Annotated in this window: 23 protein-coding genes; 6 read left to right on the plus strand and 17 right to left on the minus strand. The window is 47.0% G+C overall.

Annotation, left to right across the window (positions count from 1 at the left end):
- Nucleotides 1-11: 11 nt before the first annotated feature.
- From R7044_RS15425 to R7044_RS15440, 4 genes are all read right to left on the minus strand, one after another.
- Nucleotides 12-1,613, minus strand: a complete 1,602-nt coding sequence (locus R7044_RS15425) for a BCCT family transporter (RefSeq protein ID WP_005388593.1) — start codon at nt 1,611-1,613, stop codon at nt 12-14.
- A 109-nt stretch (nt 1,614-1,722) separates the two neighbouring features.
- Nucleotides 1,723-2,712, minus strand: a complete 990-nt coding sequence (locus R7044_RS15430) for a membrane dipeptidase (protein WP_017634252.1) — start codon at nt 2,710-2,712, stop codon at nt 1,723-1,725.
- Between the two features lie 69 nt (nt 2,713-2,781).
- Nucleotides 2,782-4,242, minus strand: a complete 1,461-nt coding sequence (locus R7044_RS15435; protein ID WP_053349978.1) for an aldehyde dehydrogenase family protein — start codon at nt 4,240-4,242, stop codon at nt 2,782-2,784.
- 73 nt (nt 4,243-4,315) lie between these two features.
- Nucleotides 4,316-4,714: a RidA family protein gene (locus R7044_RS15440; RefSeq protein ID WP_005375789.1), complete on the minus strand. Its 399-nt coding sequence runs from the start codon at nt 4,712-4,714 to the stop codon at nt 4,316-4,318.
- A gap of 155 nt (nt 4,715-4,869) precedes the next feature.
- Between R7044_RS15440 and R7044_RS15445 the strand changes: the two genes are divergently transcribed.
- Nucleotides 4,870-5,760, plus strand: coding sequence for a LysR family transcriptional regulator (locus tag R7044_RS15445; RefSeq protein WP_104970091.1), 891 nt, complete (start codon nt 4,870-4,872; stop codon nt 5,758-5,760).
- Nucleotides 5,761-5,840: 80 nt separating this feature from the next.
- Here R7044_RS15445 and R7044_RS15450 read toward each other — a convergent pair whose 3' ends face one another.
- From R7044_RS15450 to R7044_RS15510, 13 genes are all read right to left on the minus strand, one after another.
- Nucleotides 5,841-6,947 (minus strand): NADH:flavin oxidoreductase, encoded by a 1,107-nt coding sequence (locus R7044_RS15450; protein ID WP_053303714.1) that lies wholly within the window; start codon nt 6,945-6,947, stop codon nt 5,841-5,843.
- 661 nt (nt 6,948-7,608) lie between these two features.
- Nucleotides 7,609-8,523 (minus strand): heme o synthase, encoded by a 915-nt coding sequence (cyoE, locus tag R7044_RS15455; protein ID WP_047100930.1) that lies wholly within the window; start codon nt 8,521-8,523, stop codon nt 7,609-7,611.
- A complete protein-coding gene (cyoD, locus tag R7044_RS15460; RefSeq protein WP_005375783.1) occupies nt 8,484-8,795 on the minus strand; it encodes a cytochrome o ubiquinol oxidase subunit IV in 312 nt (103 codons plus the stop codon). The genes cyoE and cyoD overlap by 40 nt, the downstream gene beginning before the upstream one ends.
- Complete coding sequence (cyoC, locus tag R7044_RS15465; RefSeq protein ID WP_005375782.1) at nt 8,795-9,397, minus strand: cytochrome o ubiquinol oxidase subunit III; 603 nt, start codon at nt 9,395-9,397, stop codon at nt 8,795-8,797. Before cyoC ends, cyoD begins: the two co-directional genes overlap by 1 nt.
- A complete protein-coding gene (gene cyoB, locus R7044_RS15470; RefSeq protein WP_005375781.1) occupies nt 9,387-11,423 on the minus strand; it encodes a cytochrome o ubiquinol oxidase subunit I in 2,037 nt (678 codons plus the stop codon). The genes cyoC and cyoB overlap by 11 nt, the downstream gene beginning before the upstream one ends.
- 5 nt (nt 11,424-11,428) lie before the next feature.
- Complete coding sequence (gene cyoA, locus R7044_RS15475; protein ID WP_005388604.1) at nt 11,429-12,310, minus strand: ubiquinol oxidase subunit II; 882 nt, start codon at nt 12,308-12,310, stop codon at nt 11,429-11,431.
- Between the two features lie 798 nt (nt 12,311-13,108).
- Complete coding sequence (locus R7044_RS15480) at nt 13,109-13,867, minus strand: SDR family oxidoreductase (protein ID WP_005375778.1); 759 nt, start codon at nt 13,865-13,867, stop codon at nt 13,109-13,111.
- A 110-nt stretch (nt 13,868-13,977) separates the two neighbouring features.
- Nucleotides 13,978-14,883: a 3-hydroxyisobutyrate dehydrogenase gene (gene mmsB / locus R7044_RS15485; protein WP_005375775.1), complete on the minus strand. Its 906-nt coding sequence runs from the start codon at nt 14,881-14,883 to the stop codon at nt 13,978-13,980.
- An 11-nt stretch (nt 14,884-14,894) separates the two neighbouring features.
- The gene (locus R7044_RS15490; protein ID WP_158155283.1) at nt 14,895-16,034 is read right to left on the minus strand and encodes an enoyl-CoA hydratase/isomerase family protein; all 1,140 of its coding nucleotides are present in this window, start codon (nt 16,032-16,034) and stop codon (nt 14,895-14,897) included.
- 8 nt (nt 16,035-16,042) lie between these two features.
- Entirely contained in the window at nt 16,043-16,828 is a 786-nt protein-coding gene (locus R7044_RS15495) for an enoyl-CoA hydratase (protein ID WP_225455669.1), read from the minus strand.
- Nucleotides 16,829-16,866: 38 nt separating this feature from the next.
- Nucleotides 16,867-18,021, minus strand: coding sequence for an acyl-CoA dehydrogenase family protein (locus R7044_RS15500; RefSeq protein ID WP_158155285.1), 1,155 nt, complete (start codon nt 18,019-18,021; stop codon nt 16,867-16,869).
- 18 nt (nt 18,022-18,039) lie between these two features.
- Nucleotides 18,040-19,533, minus strand: coding sequence for a CoA-acylating methylmalonate-semialdehyde dehydrogenase (locus tag R7044_RS15505; RefSeq protein WP_213915508.1), 1,494 nt, complete (start codon nt 19,531-19,533; stop codon nt 18,040-18,042).
- A 23-nt stretch (nt 19,534-19,556) separates the two neighbouring features.
- Nucleotides 19,557-20,768: an acetyl-CoA C-acyltransferase gene (locus R7044_RS15510; protein WP_017821196.1), complete on the minus strand. Its 1,212-nt coding sequence runs from the start codon at nt 20,766-20,768 to the stop codon at nt 19,557-19,559.
- A 275-nt stretch (nt 20,769-21,043) separates the two neighbouring features.
- Between R7044_RS15510 and R7044_RS15515 the strand changes: the two genes are divergently transcribed.
- The 5 genes from R7044_RS15515 to R7044_RS15535 all read left to right on the plus strand — a co-directional run bounded on the left by R7044_RS15515 (nt 21,044) and on the right by R7044_RS15535 (nt 26,061).
- Complete coding sequence (locus R7044_RS15515) at nt 21,044-21,418, plus strand: MerR family transcriptional regulator (RefSeq protein WP_017821195.1); 375 nt, start codon at nt 21,044-21,046, stop codon at nt 21,416-21,418.
- A 66-nt stretch (nt 21,419-21,484) separates the two neighbouring features.
- On the plus strand, nt 21,485-22,654 hold the full coding sequence (locus R7044_RS15520) for an isovaleryl-CoA dehydrogenase (protein ID WP_005387610.1): 1,170 nt from the start codon (nt 21,485-21,487) through the stop codon (nt 22,652-22,654).
- A 25-nt stretch (nt 22,655-22,679) separates the two neighbouring features.
- Nucleotides 22,680-24,284: a carboxyl transferase domain-containing protein gene (locus R7044_RS15525; protein WP_086047315.1), complete on the plus strand. Its 1,605-nt coding sequence runs from the start codon at nt 22,680-22,682 to the stop codon at nt 24,282-24,284.
- A 29-nt stretch (nt 24,285-24,313) separates the two neighbouring features.
- Nucleotides 24,314-25,153, plus strand: a complete 840-nt coding sequence (locus R7044_RS15530; protein WP_086047314.1) for an enoyl-CoA hydratase-related protein — start codon at nt 24,314-24,316, stop codon at nt 25,151-25,153.
- Nucleotides 25,153-26,061: a hydroxymethylglutaryl-CoA lyase gene (locus R7044_RS15535; protein ID WP_225455670.1), complete on the plus strand. Its 909-nt coding sequence runs from the start codon at nt 25,153-25,155 to the stop codon at nt 26,059-26,061. Before R7044_RS15530 ends, R7044_RS15535 begins: the two co-directional genes overlap by 1 nt.
- The last annotated feature ends 15 nt before the right edge of the window (nt 26,062-26,076 follow it).

The raw sequence follows: 26,076 nt of genomic DNA on the forward strand, positions 1-26,076 counted from the left end.
TTAGATAATTGTTATAGCCCTTGCTCTTTCGCCATTTTGATTGCGATTTGCGGCGCATTCCAAAGTGACGGTAACAGAATCAACGAAACCGGAACCGCGGTAATCACAATGAAAGATTGCAGTGCAGAGATGCCACCAGAGCCAAGAGAAATCAGGATTAGTGCCGTCACACCCATCATTACGCCCCAAAAGGTACGGATGATCGCATTCGGCTCCGTTTCACCACTGATCACGACACTGATTGTGTAGGTCATTGAGTCGCCCGTCGTGACGATGAAGATCGTGGTTAAAATCAGAAATAGAATTGAAGTCAGCATTGGCATTGGTAGTTGCTGAGTCACCGCAAGCAAAGCACCTGGCAGGTTAAAGCCTTCGAACGCCGCACTCACGCTACCCGGTTCAGCAATTTCAAACGCAAGACCTGAGCCGCCCACAATCGTGAACCAAAAACAGGTGGTTAACGGAGCCACAATACTGATGGTGGAAATGACTTGTCGGATAGTTCGACCACGGGAAATACGCGCAATAAAAATTGCCATCATCGGACCATAACCAAGGAACCAGCCCCAGAAAAATACTGTCCACCAGCTTAGCCAACCTTCATCACCACGGTAGGTCGCCATTGGGATAAAGTTATCCAGCATGCTCCCTACACCTTGAATGTATCCGTTAAAGATAAAATTCGTAGGGCCAAAAAACAGGATGTAAACCATCAATGCCATTGCCAGAATCACGTTGTAACGACTAAGCAGTTGCATGCCTCGGCTTAATCCACTGAGTGCTGACAAGGTGTAAAGCGCAATCGCAAACAAGATGATGATAAGCTGAGTGGTAAAGCCATCAGGAATATCAAACAGCGCATTTAACGCGTAGCTAACCTGCAAGCCTAGAAACCCAATGGGCCCGATGGTGCCCGCGGCTACCGCGATAATGCAGCACGCGTCAATCAATGCACCGAGTTGGCCTTTAAGTGCTCGTTCGCCCAAGACTGGGTAAAGCAAAATACGTGGTTTTAGTGGTAAACCTTTGTCGTAATGTAGGTGCATCACCACGATGGAAGTTAAGCTACCTACAATCGCCCAAGCTAGAAAGCCCCAGTGCATAAAGGATTGTGACAACGCATTCACCGCACCTTGCTGCGGGTTATCTTGCGCGCCGTACAAAGGGGGTGGGCTAACATAGTGTGCGATAGGCTCAGCCGCGGCCCAGAAAACACCACCACCAGCCAATAAGGTACAGAAAATAATCGCCATCCAGCGGAAAGAGTCCATTTCTGGTTTTGCAATCCCGCCCAACATCACCTTGCCTGTTCGCCCTGCAGCCAAGCCAAGACCAATAAGAAAAGTGAGAAGCAGCAGTAACTGCCAGTATGGACCAAATACCTGAACTGCCCAGCCAAAGCCAGCGTTAACGATCGTAGATAACAGCTCGCCGTCATAAAGTGCAATAGCAACGAACAACGCGATGAAACCACCGCTATACCAAAAGGCCGGGTTATTCAGTCCTAATTTGTCCGTCGTGTTTTCTGTTGTTGATGTGTTGTGTTTTGCTTTCGACTTGCCCGATGACACGCTCATCGTGGAAGCTTTCATGCTATTGGTTAAATCAGACATACTCTGGCTCCAGAGGTTCTTTGCAGCAGCCAAAGACTGGCTACAAATGTGAGTTTTACGCCTGCCGTATTGTTATTATGTGGGCAGGCGGTTCCTACTTTGGGGAATGCTATGAAAAAGGCTCTAATCCTTCTTTAAGGAAGTTGAACCAGTTTTCACCCAATATTTTTCCAGCCTCAGATTCACTGAATCCGTGACCCATTAATCCGTTGTAGATGTTCTCCATCCCTGCGCTGCCGCAGAACCATGGCAGCGCATCTGGCCATCCCGAGTTACTTGCTGAACCTTCGCCGTAATCCATCGCTTTTGACCAACGCCCGTTGCGCATCCATTCCAATACTTGTTGCGGTTGGTTTAAGCACAGATCACTACCGATGCCTAAATGGTCGACGCCAAACATGTCTGCGGTTTTCGCTACCATCTGGCAGAAATCATCCAGCGTGCACTGGCTGCCATTTGGCAAATGGAATGGATATAAACTGAATCCAATCAAACCACCGCGCTCCGTCAGTGCTTTGATCACGGTGTTGGATTTGTTGCGCAGTGCGTCATGCGCAAACGTCGGGTTAGCATGGCTGATACAAATTGGACGCGAAGAAAGATCGATGGCTTCCAACGTAGAACGCTCCGCACTGTGGGACATATCAATGATCATCCCGACTCGGTTCATCTCTTCAATAGCTTGCTTACCAAAGCGAGTTACGCCGGAATCGTTTTGTTCGTAACAACCTGTCGCCAGTAAGCTTTGGTTGTTGTAGGTCAGTTGCATGATCAGCAGACCTTGGCGGCGCATCACTTCAATCAGACCAATTTCATCATCGATTGGTGAGCAATTTTGCGCGCCGAAGAAGATGCCGACTTTGCCTTCTGCTTTGGCTTTTTCTACATCTGCCATTGAATAAATAGGCATGATGAGGTCCGCATTTTGCTCGAAGCGCAAGTTCCACTCAGCAAAACGCGTTAAGGTTTCGCGCGCAGTTTCGTGGTAGACGATGGTGGCATGAACGGCGGTAATGCCACTCGCCTTAAGCGTTTGGAAATACTCTCGATCCCAATTGCAGTACTGCAATCCGTCAATCACAATCCGTTGTTGGTACATAACCACTCCTTAAACAATTTCTTAGCCTTTTCGTGCGGGCAACTGACACCATCAGTTACCCTGCCGATCTTAGTAAGGACGCTGATAAGCGGTTTTCACTACGGTGTAGAACTCTTTGGCGTACTGACCTTGCTCACGAGGACCAAAGCTAGATTCTTTACGACCACCAAATGGAACGTGATAATCTGTACCCGCAGTTGGCAAGTTAACCATGACGCAGCCCGTTTGGACTTGCTGTTTGAAGATCGCGCTATTGCGCAGACTTTGCGTGATAATGCCGCCTGTCAGGCCAAAGCGCGTATCGTTCGCGACTGCAATCGCCTCATCCAAATCAGAAACGCGAATCACGCTTGCCATTGGTGCAAAGACTTCTTCTTGGTTCACTTCCCAGCTGTTTTGTGTGTTCAAGAACAGGGTTGGTGACATATAGTAACCGTCATGCTCTAGGCTCAGACGCTCACCACCGAAAGCCAGCTCCGCGCCTGCTTGGCGTGCATTTTCAATCCACTCAAAGTTCGCATTCAGCTGGTTACCATCAACAACAGGACCCATGAATACGCCCTCTTCCAGTGCGTGACCCACTTTTAATTCGCTCATGCGTTTGATTAGCGCTTCAACATACGCGTCGTGAATTCCGTCCATAACCACAAGACGAGAAGACGCGGTGCACTTTTGACCTGCACCCGAGAATGAGCCTGCGATTGTCGCTTCAACGGCAATTTGAATGTCTGCATCATCTGCCACTACGAGCGCATTTTTGCTACCCATCTCTAGCTGACAACGCACAAAATTTGGTGCCGTTGCCGCTGCAACTTTACGGCCTGTGTCCACAGAACCAGTGAAGCTCACGCCGTTCACATCCTTCGAATTGATAAGGGTATTACCGACTTGCGAACCGCTACCCAAAACGAGGTTAAACGTGCCGGCAGGTAAACCTTGGCGATGGATAATCTCTGTCAGCGCAACGGCACTTGCTGGGGTTAGGTTGGCAGGCTTCCAGACGACGCTGTTACCAAACGCAAGTGCTGGCGCGATTTTCCAAGCCGCTGTTGCTGTTGGAAAGTTCCAAGGAGAGATAATGGCGATAACGCCGACGGCTTCACGAGTAACTTCAACGGAGACACCTGGACGGACGGAAGCAGCGTTATCGCCAATTTGACGCAGAACCTCAGCAGCAAAGTATTGGAAGAATTGGCCAGCACGGTATATCTCACCTCGACCTTCAGCAAATGGCTTACCTTCTTCACGCGAAAGTAAGGTGCCCAATTCGTCACATCGTGCAATGAGCTCATCACCAATCGCTTGTAGCACTGCTTGCTTGCGCTCGATTGGTGTTTTTTCCCACTCTGGCTGCGCTGATTTAGCCGCTTGAATCGCTTGCTCTACTTGCGACACACTCGCTTGTGCGAAATCGCCAATGTTTTCGCTGATATCAGAAGGGTTAATATTGGCGATGGTGTCCATGCCCGATTGCCACTCACCCGCTATATAGAGGGATTTTTCTGCTTGAACATTGTTAATAAAAGTCATGGTTCTTTCCTTGTTCTTCCGATTTGTGATGGCAAGCCACCCACTCACTGATCTCTAATTGTTCTTATTGGATTTATTCTGGTTGGCTTGCCGACGCGTAGACGACAAACTCCACCAACATCTCTTCTCGCGCTAACCCTGCAACCACCATGGCGGCGCGATTTGGGTACGGCGCTTCAAAATATTCCGCGTACACTTGGTTAACGGTCTTTAAGTATTCTCTGTCGGTCACATAAATCAGGACCTGCAACACCGAGTCCAAAGACTCCCCTGCACACTCCAGGGTGTGAATGAGATTGTTAAAGGTTTGACGTGTTTGTGCTTCGATACCGCCTTCCACAACCGCGCCTGTGTCATCAATAGGAATTTGAGCCGTATACAGGGTTCCGTTGTTGACTATCGCCCATTCAAGCGGCGCTTTAGAAGCAAATAGACTGGTTTTAACTGGGTGTTTTTTAGTAGGAGTATTCACGTGCCTTTCAACCTTTGTAACAACTTTGTTTCAATATGGTTAAATGATGCACATTGACAGGCGATAAATCTAACGGTAAATTTTTGACATTTGATAAGTTAAACTTATCGCTCTATTTAAAATAACGTAAATAAAGGGATTAAGAGGCATTAGGGATGAGTATTAAGCTTCAACAATTAATGCATTTTGTGATGGTAGTCGAGGAAGGAGGCTTTCGAGCCGCTTCACATCGTGCAAATCGTTCTCAGGCGGCACTGTCAACATCGATAAAAGAGCTTGAAAGAATTCTAGGGCAAACGCTGTTTGAACCCGGAAACAAAACCAAATTGACCCCGTTTGGTGAAATTTGTCTTCCCAAAGTGGTTCAGTTTCTCAATATCTACAGTGCACTAGACAACGATCTCAAAGCAGCCGCTGCCGGACAGCAAGGGAGAGTGCGAATTGCGAGCGTTCCTTCTGTTGCAGCGAAGCTCATTCCTAGCGTGTTGGGCGCCTTTTGCGAACAGTATCCAAATGTAGAAGTAAGCTTGATAGACGATAATGCCGCTGGCGTCGAGGCTCGCCTACTCTCCGGTGAGGTCGACTTAGCGCTCGGTAACCCCTCTCACCTCGATGAGGGCGGCATTGACTTTACGCCGCTGTTAGCCGATCCAATAGGCGTGGTGTGTTTAAAGGACAACCCTATTGCGAGTCATCCAGAAGGAATCGAGTGGCAAACTTTGTTGGAACAACCCTTTATCCGTAACGGCACTTGTACACTTCTCGATCCAACCCCAGCAAGAGCTCTGAGTCAGCAAGCGCTCTATTCGGTCGAAAATATTACTTCGCTGTTTTCTGTCTTAGAACTTGGGATTGGTGTCACGACCCTACCTAAGCTTGCTTTCCCAACCAATGAAACACGCTTGGTTTGGATTCCGCTTATCGATCCACCACTTGAAAGGCAAATTGGTATATTTACGTTAACCGATCGCACGATCTCGCCTCAAGCTAAAGCATTTCACGATCTTTGTGTGCATTATTTAAACTATCAAAAAGAAGATAAATAATGGTTCGATTAACATGCGGATAATTAAAAGCCTCCATATTCAGAGTGGAGGCTAATTTGTATTTGTGTATTCGCTTCGTTCTATTTTTTGCGACGATTTCGGTTCTTATACACCACGCAAAAGTTACCACGCTTGGTACGACACTTTGAGCAACGTTCACAATCTACTGGTGCGCGATTGCCTTCTTTCCAACGTTTGATCAACTGTGGCTCAGCCAATAAAGGGCGTGACACAGCAAAAAATTGGATATCTGTGTTTTCTGCAATTTTCTCAATCGCATCAATGTCGCTCAGCCCGCCGACAGTAATCACCGGTATGCTAACGTCCTGGCTGATCACGTGACCATATTCGTGAAAGTAACCTTCTTCTTGTAGTGTGTAACCATCGAACGTTTGACCAACAAGTTCGTTTGCTTTGCCGTGAACATTGCCAGATACGATGATCGCATCAACGCCTATTTCTTCAAGTTTCTTGCAGACGACGCGAGTTTCATTGAACGTTAAACCGCCGTCAAAGAACTCTGTTGCCGTCAGTTTAACGAGGATGGGAAATTCGCTTCCAACCAGCTTTCTGGTTTCAGAATAAATTTCTAAAAGAAAGCGCATGCGATTTTCTAAGTCACCACCATATTCGTCTTCGCGACGATTATAGTACGGGCTTAAAAACTGGTTAATTAAATAAGTGTGCGCCGCATGAATCTCTACGCCGTCAAAACCAGCGTCTTGAGCACGTTTACTCGCCAATGCGAATGCCTTTACGATGTAGTCTATTTCGTCCTTTGTCATCGCTTTGCCTTGCGTATTTGTACCACGCTCAGGCACGTCACTCGGAGCGAAGATGACACGCTCACCGACGTTATGGGTGGTTTTGGTGCCACCGTAAGCAATTTGCATCACGATTTTAGAATCTTGTTGATGTACTAGCTCTGTTAGCTTTTTGTATTCTTCAATAAAAGAGTCGTTGTAGATCCCCATCATACCTGCGTTGGGTTTCTCTTCTTCAACGATATTGGCATAACCCGTGACAATAAGCCCAACCTCCCCTTTCGCAAGCGTTTCGTAAATATCGTAAAGCTTTGCCGTCATGTGACCATCTTCGGTCGCCATGTTCTCCCACGTTGCGCTTCTCACAAAACGGTTCTTTAGGGTCATGTTGCCAATGCGGGCTTCGGAAAACAAAATGCTCAAAACCAGTCCTCTTAAAGTTGTCTTTATGTTTTATCTTTTCGCAAGTAAACAAGAACGAAAAAGGAACAGCGATACACGATGTATGGCTGTTCCTTCTCTGAATCCTTGAGACCTGCTAACTACAGGCGCACCTTAATGCCTCGGAGACGACAAAACTTTAATCTGGGTTAAGGTTTAGTGAGTTTTTAGATTATGTAAAAGGATGATTCTTAATCGTGTTCATTTCACTGGAGTTAAGATGCTTCCTCACCCACTTTCAGTCGTAAAACTTTTGTATTTCGCTAGCTGGTGATTCAACTTAAACATTCACATTGTTAGTTTGTATGCTGCTATGGGAACTAGCACTACCCCAAATGTTTACATTACAAACTATCGATATTGAATTCTCATATGGTAAGTAGAGTTATTGCGCTGTTTATACTTTTAGCTTAATCGTCGCTATCTCTTGGCATTATTACGCGTCAGCGGAAACGCGCGATCTACTATGTTTTACACACTGGTTGTTTTTGCTTTTAGATATGAATACGTGATAGTGAAGCTAGAGGAGGAACAGGGAAAATAAAGGACAATAGAAAGTTAAATGACCTTACTTCTAGGTAAGGTCATTCATGCATTCAGCAGCAAAAGATATTGGCGCGTAGCAAACGCTTAGGTCTGGTTGTTACAGAGCTAGAGGAATCAACTCGACACCAAGCACACCACTGATCCCCATCACCACTAGCAGTGAGACTTTAAACACCGACTTTGACCAAGCGATGTAGTTGTTCTCATCAATGCTGCGAAAGGTCACTTTCGTCCACATAAAGCAAACAACCGCTGCAACCGCTAAGTATTCATACCCGGCTTCACCTAGTAAAAATAACCCCAATGATGCTGCCCCAAAAGCCACGACATACGCTTTCATGTGTCGATGCGCTTTATGAATACCTTCTTTAACTGGCAATACGGGAATCCCGGCTTCTCGGTAGTCTTGCATGCGGAACATGGCAATGGCATAAGAGTGCGGCATTTGCCAGAGACAGAACATGGTAAAGAGTAAAATCGCTTCCAAGCTAATGAAGTTTGTTACCGCTAAGTAACCCACCAATGGCGGAACTGCGCCTGAGATACTTCCCACTAAGGTTCCATACACCGAGTTACGTTTGTACCACATCGTGTAAAAGAACACGTAATACACGTAGCCAAGCAACACGACGACAGCGGATAGTGGATTCACTCGGATAAATAAGAGTGCGGTTCCTACCAGCAATAAAGCAAGTGCATAAACAAACGCAATATCGATATTGATGTTGCCTTTCACTGTTTCACGATTTCGTGTACGTGCCATCTTTTGGTCGATATCACGATCGAAAATATTATTCACCACACAACCTGAAGCGATGACTAACCCAACACCAACTAACGTCGTAACGAACAACATTAGACTGGCTGGTTCTGTTTTTGCGGCGAGGAAGAACCCCGCCGCAACAGAAATCAGGTTGCCGAAAATAATGCCCGGTTTAGTGATAGACAAATAACTTTTCAGCATACCTTGGCCTACAACTTCATGTTGACGTTCATGTTGTAGATGATCCATACCGAGCCAGCGATAAGGATAAGTACAACAATGGCGGTAAACATCAGTGATACAAGGTTCCAACGTCCGTCGGATGTTTTTGTTTCCATGTGCAAGAAGTATTTAAAGTGAACAAATATCTGCACTAATGCACATCCAAATAGAATCGCATAGGTCGTTGTATCTGGTAATGATTTCGTCCAAACAAAGTAGAACGGAATTACCGTCAGAATCAGTGAGGCAATAAAACCTTTCACGTAATCTGACGAACTGGTTTCTACATGTTGATCCATTACATTACCCCCAGTAAGTAAACGATGGTAAAGACACAAATCCAAACGATATCTAGAAAGTGCCAGAATAGGCTTAAGCAGTTAAAGCGCATTGCCATATTGTCGTTCAGACCTTTCGTCGACAGTTGATGGTATGCTACCGCTAACCAAATCAGACCAAAGGTTACGTGCAGGCCGTGCGTACCAACCAACGTAAAGAATGCCGACAGGAATGCACTGGTTTGTGGGCCATAGCCTTCTTCAATCAGGTGATGGAATTCATAGACCTCCATACAGATAAAGCCAAGACCAAGCGCGAACGTGACTAACATCCAACGTTTGAGACCAGCAACGTTGTTGCGCTTCATCGCGATAATGCCAAAACCAAATGTGATACTGCTAAACAGCAGCAGCATGGTTTCGACAAAAACGAATGGGAGTTCGAAAATGTCTTTACCTGTTGGGCCCGCAATTGAATTGCTCGACAGCACAGCGTAAGTCGCGAACAAGGTCGCAAACAGTACACAGTCACTCATCAGGTAAACCCAGAAGCCAAATAGCTTGTTGCCATTCGTGTCATGGTGGTGATCATGGTCGTGATGTGCTGCGATATTAGTTTGCATACGTCACCTCCAGATCATCTTTACTTTCGCTGTCTTTCACTGAGTTTTTCTTCGCTTCTTCAAGCTGAGCTCGACGTTCAGCCTCAATTGCTTTGATCTCTTCAACTTCCACGTAGTAATCCACATCATCGTTATAGCTATGCTGAATACACGTCACGATAATACCGACCAAACTTGCCGCCGCTAGCCACCAGATGTACCAAATCATGCCGAAGCCAAATAGGAGCGACCAAGCCGACACGTAGATGCCTGTTGCCGTGTTTTTTGGCATATGAATACGTTCGTATTCCACTTCTTTAGTTGGATCGAACTCGCCACTTTGTTTCTGGTACCAGAAGGCATCCAGCACATCACCTTTTGGTAGGTGCGCAAAGTTGTAGAACGGCGGTGGAGACGATGTTGCCCACTCAAGAGTACGACCACCCCACGGGTCACCAGTTAGATCACGGTTTTGCTCGCGGTCACGGATACTCACGTAAATTTGGATGAACTGAGACAATACGCCCAGCGCAATCACAACCGTACCTGCTGCGGCAATCGACAACAGTGGGAAGTATTCTGGGTTGATGTCTTGGCTTAAACGACGAGTCATCCCCATGAAGCCCAGCGCGTAAAGCGGTAAGAACGCCATTAAGAAACCAATAATCCAAAGATAGAACGCGCGTTTGCCCCAAGTTTCATTCATGGTGAAACCGGTCGCTTTCGGGAACCAGTAAGTGATCGCAGCGAAACATCCAAACACCACACCACCGATGATAACATTGTGGAAGTGAGCGATAAGGAATACTGAGTTATGCAGAACGAAATCTGCGCCCGGAACAGCCATTAGTACGCCCGTCATACCACCAACAGTAAAGGTGATAAGGAAGCCCACCGTCCACATCATTGGCGTCGTAAAGCGGATGCGGCCTTTGTACATCGTGAATAGCCAGTTGAAGATCTTCACCCCTGTTGGGATAGAAATGATCATCGTGGCAATACCGAAGAAGGCATTTACGTTCGCGCCAGACCCCATCGTAAAGAAGTGGTGTAGCCAAACGACAAAGGCAAGAATCGTGATAACTACGGTAGCCCAAACTAGCGATGTGTAACCGAACAACTTTTTACGTGAGAAGGTTGCGGTGACTTCTGAGAACACACCAAAAATTGGCAAGATCAAGATGTACACTTCTGGGTGACCCCAAGCCCAAATCAGGTTGACGTACATCATTACGTTGCCGCCAAGATCATTGGTAAAGAAGTGCATGCCTAGGTATCTATCCAGCGTAAGCAGAGCGATAGTCACCGTTAGGATTGGGAATGAAATGATGATCAAAATGTTTGCACACAGAGACGCCCAAGTGAAAACTGGCATCTTCATCATTGGCATAGACGGTGTACGCATACGCAAAATGGTCGCGAAGAAGTTCACGCCTGTTAACGTCGTACCAACACCTGATATCTGCAGCGCCCAAATCCAATAGTCGACCCCGACTCCTGGGCTAGCCTCAATACCTGAAAGCGGCGGATACGCCAACCAACCGGTGCGACCAAATTCACCTAAGCCGAGAGACATGTTTGTTAGGATGACACCAACAACAAACAGCCAGAAGCTCAAGTTATTCAGATACGGGAAAGCTACGTCACGCGCACCAATCTGTAATGGCACGATGATGTTCATCAGACCAATAACCAATGGCATCGCTACGAAAAAGATCATGATCACGCCATGGGCAGTAAAAATTTGATCGTAGTGATGCGGTGGCAAGTAACCTGCTTCACCCGCAGAAGAAAGGAGTTGCTGACTACGCATCATGACTGCGTCAGCAAAACCACGAACAAGCATCACCATCGCTACTGCGATGTACATGAAGCCAAGTTTTTTATGGTCTACTGAAGTAAACCATTCATTCCACAAATATTGCCACTTTCCGGCTTTAGTTACCGCGTAAACTACGGCTAAACCAACCAGCGCCACAACCGCTAAGGTGATGACGATAATAGGTTCGTGGAATGGAACTGAATCAAGAGTTAATCTTCCAAACATTACGATTATCCTTGGTTTTCAGGCAAACAGTTCATTGAACCAGGATGCTGAGTCACAACGTCGGTGAACAAGAACGGAGGAACGCTAGAGAACAAAGTGACTGGCTCTGCGATACTTGGCGCTGCCAGTGAGCTGTATTGCTCCCAATCTTCAATACGATCAGGGCTCGCCTTCACTTTCTGCACCCAATTTAGGAACGCAGCACGATCAGACATTGCTGAAGCTGTGAACTTCATTTGCGAAAAGCCTTCGCCGCTGTAGTTCGATGCAAAACCCTTGTAGTCACCTTCGTGGTTCGCTATCAGGTTGAGCTTGGTTACCATGCCTGGCATCGCGTAGATCTGTGTACCTAAGCGAGGGATGAAAAACGCGTTCATGATGTTGTCCGAAGTCAGTTTAAACTGCACTGGCACATCTTTCGGGAACGCCACATAGTTCACCGTCGCAATGTTTTCTTCTGGATAGATGAACAACCATTTCCAATCGAGTGACACCACTTCGATGGTCATTGGTTTAACATCACTTTCCAAAGGTTTGGATGGCTCTAGTTCATGAGTTGAACGCCATGTGATCGTCGCAAGAATCGCAATGATGATGATTGGAATTGTCCATACCACCACTTCGATTTTGGTCGAGTGTGACCACTCGGGTGCGTACTCTTCTTCAGTGTTAGAGGCGCGGTATCGGTAAGCGAAGTAAATCGTCATTAAAATCACAGGGATTACAACGATCAACATCAGCAAAAGAGCAGTAATAATTAACTCTTTTTCTTGCACACCAATGGCACCTTTGGGGTCAAGTAAAGCTGAATTACATCCTGAGAGCATAAGTATGACGGACGCCAAACTTCCCCTCGACAAGATGCGTTTATATCTTGAGGCTTCCATTAACTTTCTCGATGGTTGTCTGGTTTCAAAGCAGATGCCAATCAAAGTAAATAAAAGCTCACAAATAGCGCAGAGGTAATGTATGAGAACAAGAAAAAACTTCGATAAGTAGTTATTCTACTTACAATTTTTCAACTTCGTCATCAAGCATTTAACCAGCTAGAATGAACCGTTATTTGCTACGATACGATTGGTATCAAGCCAAGAACCAGTTGTTATAGTCATTAGAATGTTTATGTGTTGAGCATGAGTAACGTCGGGCTCAGAGCGAAACAAAACGGAATTGAGTGGAGATCAAAACCACACTCTTAGTGTGAGTTTATTGTTACACTTTGAAACACTATGTTACATTTGGCGCATTATGAGGAGTAAAAAGTTAAAGCTCATTAGCCACAACTGGAAACTAACCTTCCATTAATGGAAGTTACACACTTTAAATCGAATATTAACCTCAACACGAATTTCTCGTGCTTCAACAATTAATTATTTAAAAACAAATAGTTGAAACTTAAAATTGATGAGACTGACTATCAACTTCATTTACGCAGATAGCCTTAATGAGAAGCGGAAACTAAAAAACCAAAAGTGTGATCAGCATCAAATTAATGATTTCACTTAATATTTGAGTGGTATTTACATCTCTTTATTGGATTGCGAGAAATCATTCTCAAGGTAAATCCAAACATAAGTTGTAAATACATTTGGGTTGCGCAGAATTAGCACTCCACAACATAGAAAATGTTGAAATGGAAAGAAACTTATTATTCAGGTCTATCAGAGCCTTATTTAAGTGGTCACTTACATACGAATACCGCCATCCACTTCTAAAACCCTGCCAGTAAAGTAATCACTCTCAATAATGTATTTTACTGCATGCGCGATTTCGCTTGTTTCGCCCATCCTGCCAACTGGGATCATCTTTTCTAATCGCTCTATGGCTTCTGGTTTCATTTGCTCTGCCATCGCGGTATGAACTACACCTGGTGCAACCGCCGCCGCGCGAATACCGTATCTTGCGAGCTCACGGGCCCATGTTGTCGCCATGGTCGCGACCGCCGCTTTTGACGCAGAATAATTGGTTTGTCCGATATTCCCTGCTCTCGCAACACTAGAAATATTGATGATAACGCCTTGGGAGCCACTCTCAATCATCTTGACGGCAGCTTCACGCCCACACAAAAATGTTCCTGTCACGTTAACGTTCATGACCAAATTGAATTGATCTAAAGACATCTTACTGATCACGCCATCTTTTGCTTTTACAAGTAACCCATCTCTTAACACGCCAGCGTTATTGACTAACCCATTGAGTTGACCAAAATCTTGGATAATCGCTTCAAACGTGGTTTCAACATCGATTTCGTTGGTGACATCCACTTGATATGTCAACGCTTTCGCACTCAGCATTCGACACTGCTCTTGTGTTTCCATTAAGCCACTGGCGTTTACATCCAATAACGCTAAATCAGCGCCAGCTTGAGCAAGGGTAATGGCCATCATTTGCCCAAGCCCCTGCCCTGCTCCTGTAATGGCAATAACACTACTTTTTATGTCCATATTGGTGCACTCCATAGCTCGTAATGTTCTATACCTCAACCAGTCTAAGTTGGCCGAAATGATGCGCATTTTACGTCACCATCTCGGGCTGGTTTGTCACAAAACTCGGTCTAGCCTTTCTTACTCTTGTATAACTCAAATAAGCTTGAGAAATCGAGCTCGCCGTGGCCGCTCGCGTTGTGGAAAGAATATAAGTTGCGCGCTAACGACCCCATCGGAACCGAAGAATGTGTTTGTAACGCCGCATCTAACCCCAAGCCGAGATCTTTTAGCATGAGTTTGCTCATAAAGCCCGGTTGGTAATCGTGACTGGCTGGCGCACTGTCCATCACGCCTGGGCAAGGATTGTAAAGCTCCAATGCCCAATTTCGGCCAGAGCTTTGCAGCATGATGTTTGATAGCACTTTTGGATCGAGTCCATGATCGATACCTAGGTTTAATGCCTCGCACGTACCAGACATTAAAATGCCGAGCATAAGGTTGTTACAGATTTTCGCCATTTGACCATCGCCTGCTTTGCCAGCATGGAAAACATTTTTTCCCATATACTGCAAAATGGCATTGGCTTTAGAAAACGCTTGATCCGAACCACCAACAATAAAGGTTAATGTCGCCGCTTTAGCGCCAGCAACGCCCCCCGAAACGGGCGCGTCGACAAACAACACGCGTTTATTTGCCGCTTCATTGGCGACTAATCGCGCAGAGTCCGGATCAATGGTTGAACAATCAATCATCAAGGTACTTGGCGAGACAAGATTGAGGACACCTACGCCACCATGTAAGTCACCAAGATACACGGAACGAACGTGAGACCCTGCTGGTAGCATCGTGATGACTGTGCTAGCACCATCCACGACTTCCTCAATAGAGCTCGCCACCACCGCACCAAAAGGTACTAGTTGCTTTGCGGCTTCGCTATCGACATCGAATACTTGCACGTTAAATCCAGACGCGAGTAAGTTTTGCGCCATCGGATGCCCCATTCTTCCTAAACCGATAAATGCGATGGTACTCATGATCATTCTCCTTATTGACCTAGTGTTTGTTCACCCAAATCAGCAAGCGGATGTTCGTCATCCGGCCAAAGTGAGGTAAACAAGGTATCGATGACATCTTCATCGACTTCACTGACACTGTTAAACATCCAGTTAGGTTCGCCATCCCGGTCAATAAGCCGAGAACGGACGCCCTCTTTAAACTCACCTAATAAGGCACTGCGAACCGACAAACTCAACTCTAAACGGAAACAATCTGCAAGCGGTAAGCTGTGGTACTCTTTCACTTGTCTAAAGCAAATATGCGCGGTGATCGCACTGCCCGATGCGAACGTTTGTTTCGCGTTTTCTATCCACTGGCTATTCCCTTCGATAGCCATGATTCGCTGTGCTATCGCATTAAGATCAAAGCCTTTGCACGCTTCCTCTATCTGATCTAAGTATGGACAAATTTGCGTGGTTGGTTTGCTATCAATAACTTGTTCTTCCATTAACTGTAGTAGTGCAGTTACCAACTCTTTCGCATCTTCTTTGCCCCACTGGAGCCGCTTTAGCTCATCCAGTAAGGTGGGATACTGCTCTTCCAACAGTGACCAATCGGCCAAACCAATAGTGACAGCGTCACTTGAATTTACCATTGAACCTGTCAACCCGAGGAATAAACCCACTTGCGGATCTATCTGGCTTAAAAACCACGTACCTCCCACATCAGGATACAGTCCGATATTGATTTCTGGCATAGCAAGGCGTGATATTGTTGTCACAACTTTATGGCTGGTTCCCATAAAAAGCCCCATCCCACCGCCCATGACAATACCTTCTCCCCAACCGATAATGGGTTTGTTGTAAGTGTGGATGAGATAGTCACACTCATACTCCAACGAGAAATAGTTCGTACAGAACTCTACGATTTTTTCTTTACTCTCGTTATGCATGACGTGATACATAGCTCGAACATCACCACCAGCACAGAATGCTTTTTCTCCAGCGCCAGTCAGTACCACACAAGCCATATGTGGATCATCTTGCCACTTGATAAGCTGATCGTTAAGTTGGACTAACATGTCATACGTCAATGCATTCAATGAAGCGGTGTTGTCTAACGTTGCGATACCAATGCGGTGCACGCCATCTAAGCACTCTATTTCACTAATGGTTACCATCCCTGCCATGTGGCCTCCTATCGGTTTTTCCATTGCGGTGGGCGTTTTTCTAAAAAGGCGCGAACACCCTCAACTTGATCTTCCGTATCAAAAAGATTCAGAAACAACTCTCGCTCTTTCATTAAGCCGTGCTTAAGTGGCGCAGAGCGCATATTTTGAATGAGCGCCTTACATGCGGCGACAGAAGATGGTGACTGGTTCGCAACAGAGTCAGCAAGTTCCAGCGCTTTACTTAAAGCTTCACCTTTGGGAACCAACTCCTCAACTAGGCCTAGTTCTTTTGCTTTGTCAGCGCTGACTTGCTCTCCACATAAAATGATACGCTTTGCCCAGCCTTCCCCTACTAACGCTGTGAGGTTTTGGGTACCGCCAGCGCAGGGCAAAAGTCCGACTTTGGCTTCAGGTAAAGCAAGTACCGCTTGCTCTTCAACGACTCGAATATCACAAGCTAATGCCACTTCTAAACCTCCACCCATGGCGTAACCATTAATAGCGGCAATGGAAACACCACGGAATTCCGAGAGCATTTCAAAGGCTTCACCAAAGCATCGCGCCATGTCTAACGCAACCGCTTTGTCACCGTCAGAAAATAGCTTGAGATCTGCACCAGCAGAGAAAAACTTTTCTCCACTGCCGGTTAAAACCAGTGCGTAGACCTGCTTATCATTGTTAAGTGTGAGTATCAGCGACTTCAGTACCTTGAGGCTCTCTGCTGTCCACGTATTGGCCGGCGGGTTGTTCATCGTCACCACCGCAACGTGATTAGTGATCGTATGTTGAATGGCTTCTTGGGTTAATGGCATATCTGAATCCTTTCTCAATGAGCAAATCCAATACTTCGCTACAGCAAGGCCGACTCCTCAGAGAGCAAACGGCGCGCGATGATCAAGCGCATGATTTCGTTCGTTCCCTCCAGAATTTGATGCACACGCACATCTCTGAAATGACGCTCCATTGGATACTCTTTGATGTAACCATAGCCGCCATAAAGCTGCAGCGCTTGGTCGCAAACCTGAAAGCCCACATCGGTTGCGAACCGTTTTGCCATCGCGCAATAAGCCGTGGCATCTGGGTCATTTCGGTCGAGCTTGCTGGCGGCATAGCGCACTAACTGCCGAGCAGCCACTAGCTCTGTCGCCATGTCTGCTAATTTGAATTGTAAGGCTTGAAACTGCGCAAGCGACTTGCCGAACTGCTTACGCTCCTGAATGTATTGTGTCGCCTGTTCAAGGGCCTGTTGAGCCGTACCGACGGAACAGGTCGCAATATTTATACGCCCTCCATCGAGCCCTTTCATCGCAAAGACAAAACCTTGCCCTTCTTCGCCCAGTAAATGGCTAGCTGGAATAACGACATTTTCAAAAGTAACCGCTCGTGTTGGTTGGCTGTTCCAACCCATTTTGGGTTCTTTGCGCCCATAGCTGATACCATCTGCGTGAGCAGGAACAACAAATGCAGACACGCCTTTGGCACCCGCTTCTCCGGTTCGCGCCATCACGACCAAAACATCTGTCTCTCCTGCGCCAGAGATAAAGGTTTTGCCGCCGTTGATGACATACTTATCTCCCTTTTTTGTAGCGGAAGTGGTCAGTGCAGCGGCGTCTGATCCTGCGTTAGGCTCAGTTAAGCAATAGGAGCCTAACCACTCCCCCGTAACTAATTTCGGACAGAACTGCGTTTTGGCTTCATCGGTAGCAAAACTGGCTATCATCCAACTGACCATGTTGTGAATCGTCATAAACGCCGTAGTGGACGTACATCCCATGGCCAGTTGTTCAAAGATAATTGAAGCATCCAAGCGACTCAGCCCTAGGCCACCTTGCGCTTCTGGAGTGTAGAGACTGAGAAACCCTAGTTCCCCCGCCTCTCTCAATACGTCTTTGGGGAAAATCTGCTTTTCATCCCACTCCGCCGCCATCGGTGCTAAACGCTCATCGGCAAATTGTTGAGCGGTATCGGCAAATGCACGTTGATCTTCATTAAGTTCAAAGTCCATAAAAGCTCCTTTATTCACTCAGCGCAGTTGGATGGTCAGATTTGGCCCCGTTGGAATATCGTCATCAAACCAACGCGCCGTCACCGTTTTGGTCTCGGTATAAAAACGCACTGCTTGTTTACCATACGCATGTAAATCACCATAGAAACTGCCTCTCCAACCAGTAAAGGAGAAAAATGGTAAAGGGACTGGAATTGGCACATTAATCCCCACTTGACCGACTTGAATGTCATGCTGATATTTTCTCGCAGCAGCGCCATTAGCGGTAAATATAGAAGTTCCGTTGCCGTAAGGGTTGCGATTCACTAACTCAATAGCTTCTTGCAACGTTTCGACTTCCATACAAACTAAGACAGGGCCAAATATCTCTTGCGTGTAAATCGACATGTTCGCTGTTACACCGCTAAACAAGGTTGGGCCAATCCAGTTTCCATCGGGAAAGCCTTCCACTTCACACTGACTGCCATCGAGTTCACACACTGCGCCTTGTTGTTTGCCATCTTCAATTAGGTCCAATACGCGTTGTTTAGCTTGCTCACTGATCAGTGGGCCATAAGCAGCTTGCTCATCGTCCCAAGGCCCTGGGTGTACTTTCGCCATTGCCTGTTTGAGGTCTGTAATCCATTGTTTTGAATCGCCGACAAATACCGCAACAGAAATTGCCATACAACGCTGCCCCGCAGCCCCTACGGAGGCTCCGATTAGGTTATTCACCACTTGATCTTTGTTTGCATCAGGCATGATCACCATGTGATTCTTTGCACCAGCAAAAGCTTGAACCCGTTTAAAATGTTTAGTCCCTGTGGTGTAGATATAACGGGCAACGGGAACCGAGCCAACAAATGACACCGCTCGAATATCAGGATGAGCCAGAAGAAAGTCGACTTGCTCTTTGCGGCCATGAACGATCTGCAACACTCCTTCCGGCGCGCCAGCTTGCTCAAATAGTTCAGCTAAACGAATAGAGGTCAACGGCACTTGTTCGGAGGGTTTAAGCACAAATGTATTGCCCGCAGCGATAGCGATTGGGAACATCCACAACGGAATCATGGCAGGAAAGTTAAATGGCGTAATGCCGCAACACACACCTAGGGGCTGAATCATTGAGTAACTATCAATATCCGTGGCAACGTTTTCGACGGTTTCGCCCATCATGTTGCTGGCAATATTTGCAGCCTGCTCAACAACCTCTATGCCTCGCCACACATCGCCTTTAGCATCCGCTAAAATCTTACCCGTTTCATGAGAAAGCAGTGTGGCAAGCTCATCATGATGCTCTTTGAGCAAGTGCTGATAACGAAGCATGACTCTGGCACGCTCGGATACTGCCACTTCCTTCCAGGATTGGAATGTCTCTTTCGCATTATCAATGGCGGCTTCCATCTCGTGCTCTGTGGAACATGGAACGTACGCAATGACATCATTAGTGGCAGGATTGGTTACCTCAACCCAATCCGATGTTTGAGATTCACGAAACTCGCCACCAATAAACAAGGGAACCAAACGAGTCATCATTTACTCCTTTCTGATTTCAATTAAAGCGGTATTTCAATGCCTATCGCCGTGGCTTCTCCACCACCGATACAAAGTGACGCAACACCCCGCATCACTTTTTTGGCTTCGAGATCACCATTGGTGCCTAGCGCTTGTAGCTGACGCAAACTGTGAATCAATGTCACCAGAATTCGTGCGCCACTAGCCCCTATCGGATGCCCAAGTGCACAGGCTCCACCTTTAATATTTACTTTGCTCGTATCAAGCCCAAGTTCCGCCACCGCTATTTGTGTCACGACGGCAAAGGCTTCATTGATTTCCCACAGGTCCACTTCATAAATGGACCAATCTAGCTGGAACAGCAGTTGCTCAATTGCGTAGACGGGGGCCAAAGTAAATTCTGCAGGTTTTCTGGCATGTGTAGAGTGCGCCTTGATGATAGCAAGTGGTTTAAGCCCCTGATGACGCGCAGTGTCTTCATCCATAAGCACCAGAGCCGCCGCGCCATCTGAAATGGCACTCGAATTAGCAGCGGTCACCGTACCTTTTTCATCGAATGCAGGTTTGAGTTGAGGAATTTTACCAAGGTCAATCGAGCGAGGGTGCTCATCGTAGTCCAGCACCGCTTGTTCTGACTTGGTATTGAGTGAAACCGGCGAAAGTTCATCGGCAAACAAGCCTCGCTCTTGAGCTTCCAACGCACGTTTTGCCGACATCACGGCCCATTCATCCATTTGCTCTCTGGTGAACTTAAGCCTGTCAGCGACTTGCTGAGCATAAACACCCATTAAGTGCCCTTCGTAAGCATCTTGTAGCCCATCGAGAAACATGTGGTCATACGTAGACTGGTGCCCCATGCGCATTCCCTTTCTCGCCTCCCTCAGCAAATACGGCGCATTGGTCATACTTTCCATACCACCAGCAATGGCAGAGCGAATCGTTCCAGCTTTAATGAGATCGTGCGCTAACATGACGCTCTTCATGCCAGAGCCACACACTTTGTTAATGGTGGTGCACCCTACGCCCAAAGGAAGATCTGCCCCCATAGATGCTTGCCTAGCAGGAGCTTGTCCACACCCTGCTGGAAGCACACATCCCATGAACACTTCATCCACCGAAGTCACATTCACTTCGTGCATTGCCGCCTTGATCGCCAGTGCGCCTAATTGAGGAGCAGAGTAAGTTTGCAACTTGCCTTGAAAGCGCCCAATTGGCGTTCTTTTCGCGCTGACAATCCAGATGTCTTTTCCCATGATTCGCATTCCCTTAAGGTATATGTGAACACTTGGCAGACTGATGACACCCTACATAGAATTACTCACCAAGCGCCACACCAGCCTTTATCGCCTTTTTCACTAACAAACTTTCATTCCGCGATTTCTTGACGTTTACGTAAGCATAGCACTAGCCTTTACAATGAGATGAAAAAACACACCAAGCAGACGTTTATATTTCAAAGTTGATGTTCGGCCTTCCCATTTAAGGTTCGATTTCCAGAAACTGGATTTTTATTCGAGGTAAGTATGTTATGGAAAAATACAAGATCAGTGACCTCGCCAAGGAGTTTGATATTACTACTCGCAGTATCCGGTTTTATGAAGACGTGGGTCTGATTGAACCAGAGCGAAAAGGCAATATGCGCGTTTATCAACGCAGGGATAGAATTCGCCTCAAACTGATTTTAAGAGGGAAACGACTCGGTTTTTCATTGGCAGAAATTCGTGAACTTTTCGAGCTCTACGACATGCAACAAACCGAAGGACAGTTATTGAAAATGCTCAATATCATTGAAGAGAAACAAGCCGTCCTACAGCAACAACTCAACGACATCAGCGTCGTTATGGCAGAGTTGAATGCCGCTAAGGAGCGTTGTATTCAAACACTCAAAAGCAAGCAGACATAAACGCTATACTCAATTAGCAACACCGCTACAGGCTTTTCCACCTTACCTCTGAAACCGGGAGACGTTATGAAAAGCACCTATACCCCACTCAATTTCGGACTTGGTGATACCATCGATATGCTCCGAGAACACGTTAATGCCTTTGCTACGGAACATATTGCGCCCATCGCCGCTGAGATAGACCGCGATAACCAGTTCCCGAATCATTTATGGCCTTTGTTGGGAGAAATGGGGTTGCTTGGTGTGACCGTCGATGAAGAGCTTGGTGGTGCAGGCATGGGATACCTCGCTCATGTTGTTGCCATGGAAGAAATCAGCCGTGCCTCTGCGTCTGTCGCTTTAAGCTACGGCGCTCATTCTAACCTGTGCGTCAACCAAATCTTTCGTAACGGCACGCCTTCTCAACGCGAAAAATACCTTCCAAAACTCATTGATGGTACGCACGTTGGCGCCCTAGCGATGAGTGAGCCCAATGCCGGTTCAGACGTGATAAGCATGCAACTGAAAGCGGAGAACAAGGGCGACCATTTTGTACTGAATGGCAACAAAATGTGGATAACAAACGGGCCCGATGCTGACGTAGTGGTGCTTTACGCTAAAACAGATGTCAGCGCAGGTTCACGTGGCATTACCGCATTCATTATTGAACGTAACTTCGCAGGTTTCACTCATGCTCAAAAGCTGGACAAGCTAGGCATGAGAGGCTCGAATACTTGCGAACTTGTATTTAACCATTGCGTAGTGCCAAAAGAGAATATTCTTGGCGAGTTGAATCAAGGCGTCGAGGTGTTAATGAGTGGGCTGGATTACGAGCGCGTCGTCCTCGCTGCCGGACCACTCGGGATAATGCAAGCTTGCATGGACATTGTGGTCCCGTACGTACATGAACGAGAGCAGTTTGGAAAATCCATTGGCGAGTTTCAGTTAGTTCAGGGCAAGATCGCCGATATGTACTCTCGAATGAGTGCAGCAAAAGCGTATGTATATACCGTCGCAGCGGCTTGTGATCGAGGTAACGCAACACGCAAAGACGCCGCTGGCGCGATTTTGTACAGTGCAGAACTCGCCACACAAATGGCACTCGATGCAATACAACTGCTCGGTGGGAATGGCTACATCAATGAATACCCTGCTGGTCGTTTGCTACGTGATGCAAAGCTTTATGAAATCGGCGCGGGTACCTCAGAGATTCGCCGCATGTTAATAGGCCGAGAGCTGTTCGAAGAATCTCGCTAACAGAACATACGACAAGGAAGTCATTATGGCCATTATCAAAAGTAAAACTAAGCCAACTGACGAGTTATTTCTTTCCAATAAAGCCGTGATGGAAACGTTGGTCACTCAACTTAATCAACACATCGAGACCATCAAACAGGGCGGCGGTGAAAAAGCCATTCAGCACCAGAGGCAAAAAGGAAAACTCCCCGCACGAGAACGCATCGCGCGCTTGCTTGATGACAACACTGACTTTCTTGAAATCAGCCAGTTTGCCGCCTGGCAAGTGTATGACGAAGCGATCCCCTGCGCTGGTGTTATCGCCGGCATTGGTATCATAGAGGGGATTCAATGCATGGTCATCGCCAACGATGCTTCGGTAAAAGGCGGAACCTACTACCCACTCACGGTAAAAAAACACCTTAGAGCGCAAGAGATTGCCCAACGTTGCCAACTCCCCTGCGTGTATTTGGTGGACTCCGGTGGCGCAAATCTCCCTCATCAGTCCGACGTCTTCCCCGACAAAGAACACTTTGGTCGCATTTTCTTTAACCAAGCGAGAATGTCAGCGAAAGGCATCCCCCAAGTTGCTGTTGTGATGGGGCTTTGCACTGCTGGGGGCGCGTACGTTCCTGCCATGGCGGATGTCTCCATTATGGTTAAAGAGCAAGGCACCATTTTTTTGGCGGGACCACCTTTGGTGAAAGCAGCCACTGGCGAAGTCGTGACGGGTGAAGAGCTCGGCGGTGCAGACGTGCATTGTCGGAAATCTGGTGTCGCAGATTATTACGCTGAAAATGATGAACATGCCCTAATGCTTGCGAGAGAAGCCATTGCCAATGCCAATAGAACAAGACCTGTTAAGCCAGAAAACACCGTGCTTCCTCCCCGCTACGACGCAGAAGAAATCTACGGAATCGTGAATGCCAACTTACGACTGTCATTCGACGTTCGAGAAATTGTTGCCCGCATCGTCGATGATTCTGATTTCGACGAATTCAAAGCCTTGTATGGCAGAACGCTAGTGTGTGGCTTCGCTCGTATTCAAGGACACTTGATTGGTATTGTGGCAAACAACGGTATCTTGTTTTCTGAATCGGCACAAAAAGGCGCGCACTTTATTGAGCTGTGCGCCAAACGGAAAACACCGCTTCTCTTTCTCCAAAACATTACCGGCTTTATGGTCGGAAAAAAGGTTGAAGAAGAAGGCATCGCAAAACATGGCGCCAAGTTAGTGATGGCCGTCGCTTGTGCTGACGTGCCGAAGTTTACCGTGATCATCGGTGGATCGTACGGCGCTGGTAATTACGGCATGTGCGGCCGAGCGTATGATCCAACCATGATGTGGATGTGGCCGAACGCGCGTATTTCTGTGATGGGCGGAGAACAAGCAGCAGGCGTTTTAACACAAGTTCGAAAAGACGCGAAGGAACGTCAGGGGGAAGCGTGGTCAGAGCAAGAAGAGCACATTTTTAGAGAATCGATCATAGACTTGTATGAAACACAAGGACATCCCTATTTTGCGAGTGCTCGGCTATGGGATGACGGAATTATTGACCCTAAAAAAACGCGTCAGGTGTTGAGTCAAGCGTTAATGGCAGCATTAAACGCCCCCATTCCTGATAGCGAGTTTGGCGTCTTCAGAATGTAAACATCCAAAGATGAATTAAGGAAGTAAGTATGCAGGAAATGCAACCAAGCATTATTCCCAACGCCCAAAGGCAAGATGATGTTCTTTGGCATGTCGATGATAATGGCGTAGCGACCATTACCCTAAACAGAGCAGCCAAACACAATGCTTTTGACGCTTGTACGATCGACTTGCTGATCCACCGCCTAGATTATCTCGCTTTACGAACGGATGTGCGGTGCTTGGTATTAAGAAGTAACGGTAAGCATTTTTCATCCGGGGCCGATTTGAATTGGATGCAGTCGATGGCCGACAGCACGAGGCAAGATAACTTCATTGATGCCCAAAACTTGGCAAGACTCATGGAAACATTAGATTCGTTCCCTCAACCCACCATCGCAGTTGTTCAAGGTTCCGCTTATGGTGGTGCTTTAGGGTTGATTTGTTGTAGTGATATCGCCATCGCAAGCCAAAGTGCCAACTTTTGCTTAAGTGAAGTTAAGCTTGGTTTAGTTCCAGCGACCATTGCGCCTTACGTCATGCGCGCGATGGGGAATAGACAAGCTAGACGCTATATCTTAAGTGGTGAAGTCATTTCAGCCGAAGATGCCGAACGGTTTGGTATTGTGCACGAAGTGAAAGAAGCCAAACAGCTTGAAAATGCGGTCGATAGCGTAATCAAGACGTTGCTACTTAATAGCCCAGATGCGATGCGTAAAGCGAAAACGCTCTGCCATCAATGTCATCAAAACCCCATCGATCAACAACTGATTCACTATACTAGCAAGCTCATTGCGGACATTAGAGTATCACCCCAAGGTCAAGATGGGCTGCAAGCGTTTCTTGAAAAACGTAGCCCAAGTTGGGTCACCAAGTCACAGGACAAGTAATGCTGCCTTCCAAAGTAAAGATTGTCGAAGTAGGTCCTAGAGATGGGTTGCAAAATGAATCTCCTGTTGCGACCCAGACTAAAATCCGGCTGATCAACTTACTCTCTGATACTGGGTTAACGCATATTGAGGTGGGCTCTTTTGTCTCACCCAAATGGGTGCCACAAATGGCGGACTCAACAGAGGTCATGAAAGCAATAACACGGCGAAATCATGTTACCTACTCTGCCCTGACTCCAAACCTAAAAGGCTTAGAACAAGCGTTGGAGGCTGACGCCAATCAGGTCGCAATTTTCACTTCATCCTCAGAAGGATTCTGCCAACACAATATCAATTGCTCGATTGCAGAAAGCCTAACTCGCTTCGAACCTGTAATGCGATTAGCCACCAAACACGGCATCCCTGTTCGTGGCTATCTATCCTGCGTTGCCGACTGCCCTTACGATGGCCCGACAGCCCCTAAACAAGTGGCGAGCGTGGTCAAATCACTCATCGATTTAGGGTGTTATGAGGTGTCTCTAGGCGACACAATCGGTACAGGCACGCCAAACCGTATCGCTGCTATGCTAGAAGCCGTCATGTTGGTTACACCTCTCCCCCAACTTGCTGTCCATTTCCACGATACATGGGGACAAGCGCTCGCCAATATTCATCAAGCATTAAGTATGGGCATCAATACCATCGACAGTAGTGTAGCTGGGCTGGGTGGATGCCCATACGCTCATGGAGCATCAGGGAATGTCGCAACGGAGGATGTACTGTATTTATGCCAAGGGTTAGGAATAGAGACGGGGATCGACTTAGAGCTACTAGCTAAAGCTGGCTGGATGATCAGCGAAGAGCTGGGTCGGCAGCCTACATCAAAAGCGTCATTAGCATTGCGTAACCGCGTATTATCACTTTCGTAGAAGGCCATCCGGCAC

The sequence above is a fragment of the Vibrio sp. 1402 genome, from assembly GCF_033340275.1.

Bases quoted from the DNA above. Each gene is read 5' to 3' on its own strand.
- R7044_RS15425 (WP_005388593.1), bottom strand. From the start codon at position 1,613: ATGTCTGATTTAACCAATAGCATGAAAGCTTCCACGATGAGCGTGTCA.
- R7044_RS15430 (WP_017634252.1), bottom strand. From the start codon at position 2,712: ATGTACCAACAACGGATTGTGATTGACGGATTGCAGTACTGCAATTGG.
- R7044_RS15435 (WP_053349978.1), bottom strand. From the start codon at position 4,242: ATGACTTTTATTAACAATGTTCAAGCAGAAAAATCCCTCTATATAGCG.
- R7044_RS15445 (WP_104970091.1), top strand. From the start codon at position 4,870: ATGAGTATTAAGCTTCAACAATTAATGCATTTTGTGATGGTAGTCGAG.
- cyoE (WP_047100930.1), bottom strand. From the start codon at position 8,523: ATGGATCATCTACAACATGAACGTCAACATGAAGTTGTAGGCCAAGGT.
- cyoD (WP_005375783.1), bottom strand. From the start codon at position 8,795: ATGGATCAACATGTAGAAACCAGTTCGTCAGATTACGTGAAAGGTTTT.
- cyoC (WP_005375782.1), bottom strand. From the start codon at position 9,397: ATGCAAACTAATATCGCAGCACATCACGACCATGATCACCACCATGAC.
- cyoB (WP_005375781.1), bottom strand. From the start codon at position 11,423: ATGTTTGGAAGATTAACTCTTGATTCAGTTCCATTCCACGAACCTATT.
- cyoA (WP_005388604.1), bottom strand. From the start codon at position 12,310: ATGGAAGCCTCAAGATATAAACGCATCTTGTCGAGGGGAAGTTTGGCG.
- R7044_RS15480 (WP_005375778.1), bottom strand. From the start codon at position 13,867: ATGGACATAAAAAGTAGTGTTATTGCCATTACAGGAGCAGGGCAGGGG.
- mmsB (WP_005375775.1), bottom strand. From the start codon at position 14,883: ATGAGTACCATCGCATTTATCGGTTTAGGAAGAATGGGGCATCCGATG.
- R7044_RS15490 (WP_158155283.1), bottom strand. From the start codon at position 16,034: ATGGCAGGGATGGTAACCATTAGTGAAATAGAGTGCTTAGATGGCGTG.
- R7044_RS15495 (WP_225455669.1), bottom strand. From the start codon at position 16,828: ATGCCATTAACCCAAGAAGCCATTCAACATACGATCACTAATCACGTT.
- R7044_RS15500 (WP_158155285.1), bottom strand. From the start codon at position 18,021: ATGGACTTTGAACTTAATGAAGATCAACGTGCATTTGCCGATACCGCT.
- R7044_RS15505 (WP_213915508.1), bottom strand. From the start codon at position 19,533: ATGACTCGTTTGGTTCCCTTGTTTATTGGTGGCGAGTTTCGTGAATCT.
- R7044_RS15510 (WP_017821196.1), bottom strand. From the start codon at position 20,768: ATGGGAAAAGACATCTGGATTGTCAGCGCGAAAAGAACGCCAATTGGG.
- R7044_RS15515 (WP_017821195.1), top strand. From the start codon at position 21,044: ATGGAAAAATACAAGATCAGTGACCTCGCCAAGGAGTTTGATATTACT.
- R7044_RS15520 (WP_005387610.1), top strand. From the start codon at position 21,485: ATGAAAAGCACCTATACCCCACTCAATTTCGGACTTGGTGATACCATC.
- R7044_RS15525 (WP_086047315.1), top strand. From the start codon at position 22,680: ATGGCCATTATCAAAAGTAAAACTAAGCCAACTGACGAGTTATTTCTT.
- R7044_RS15530 (WP_086047314.1), top strand. From the start codon at position 24,314: ATGCAGGAAATGCAACCAAGCATTATTCCCAACGCCCAAAGGCAAGAT.
- R7044_RS15535 (WP_225455670.1), top strand. From the start codon at position 25,153: ATGCTGCCTTCCAAAGTAAAGATTGTCGAAGTAGGTCCTAGAGATGGG.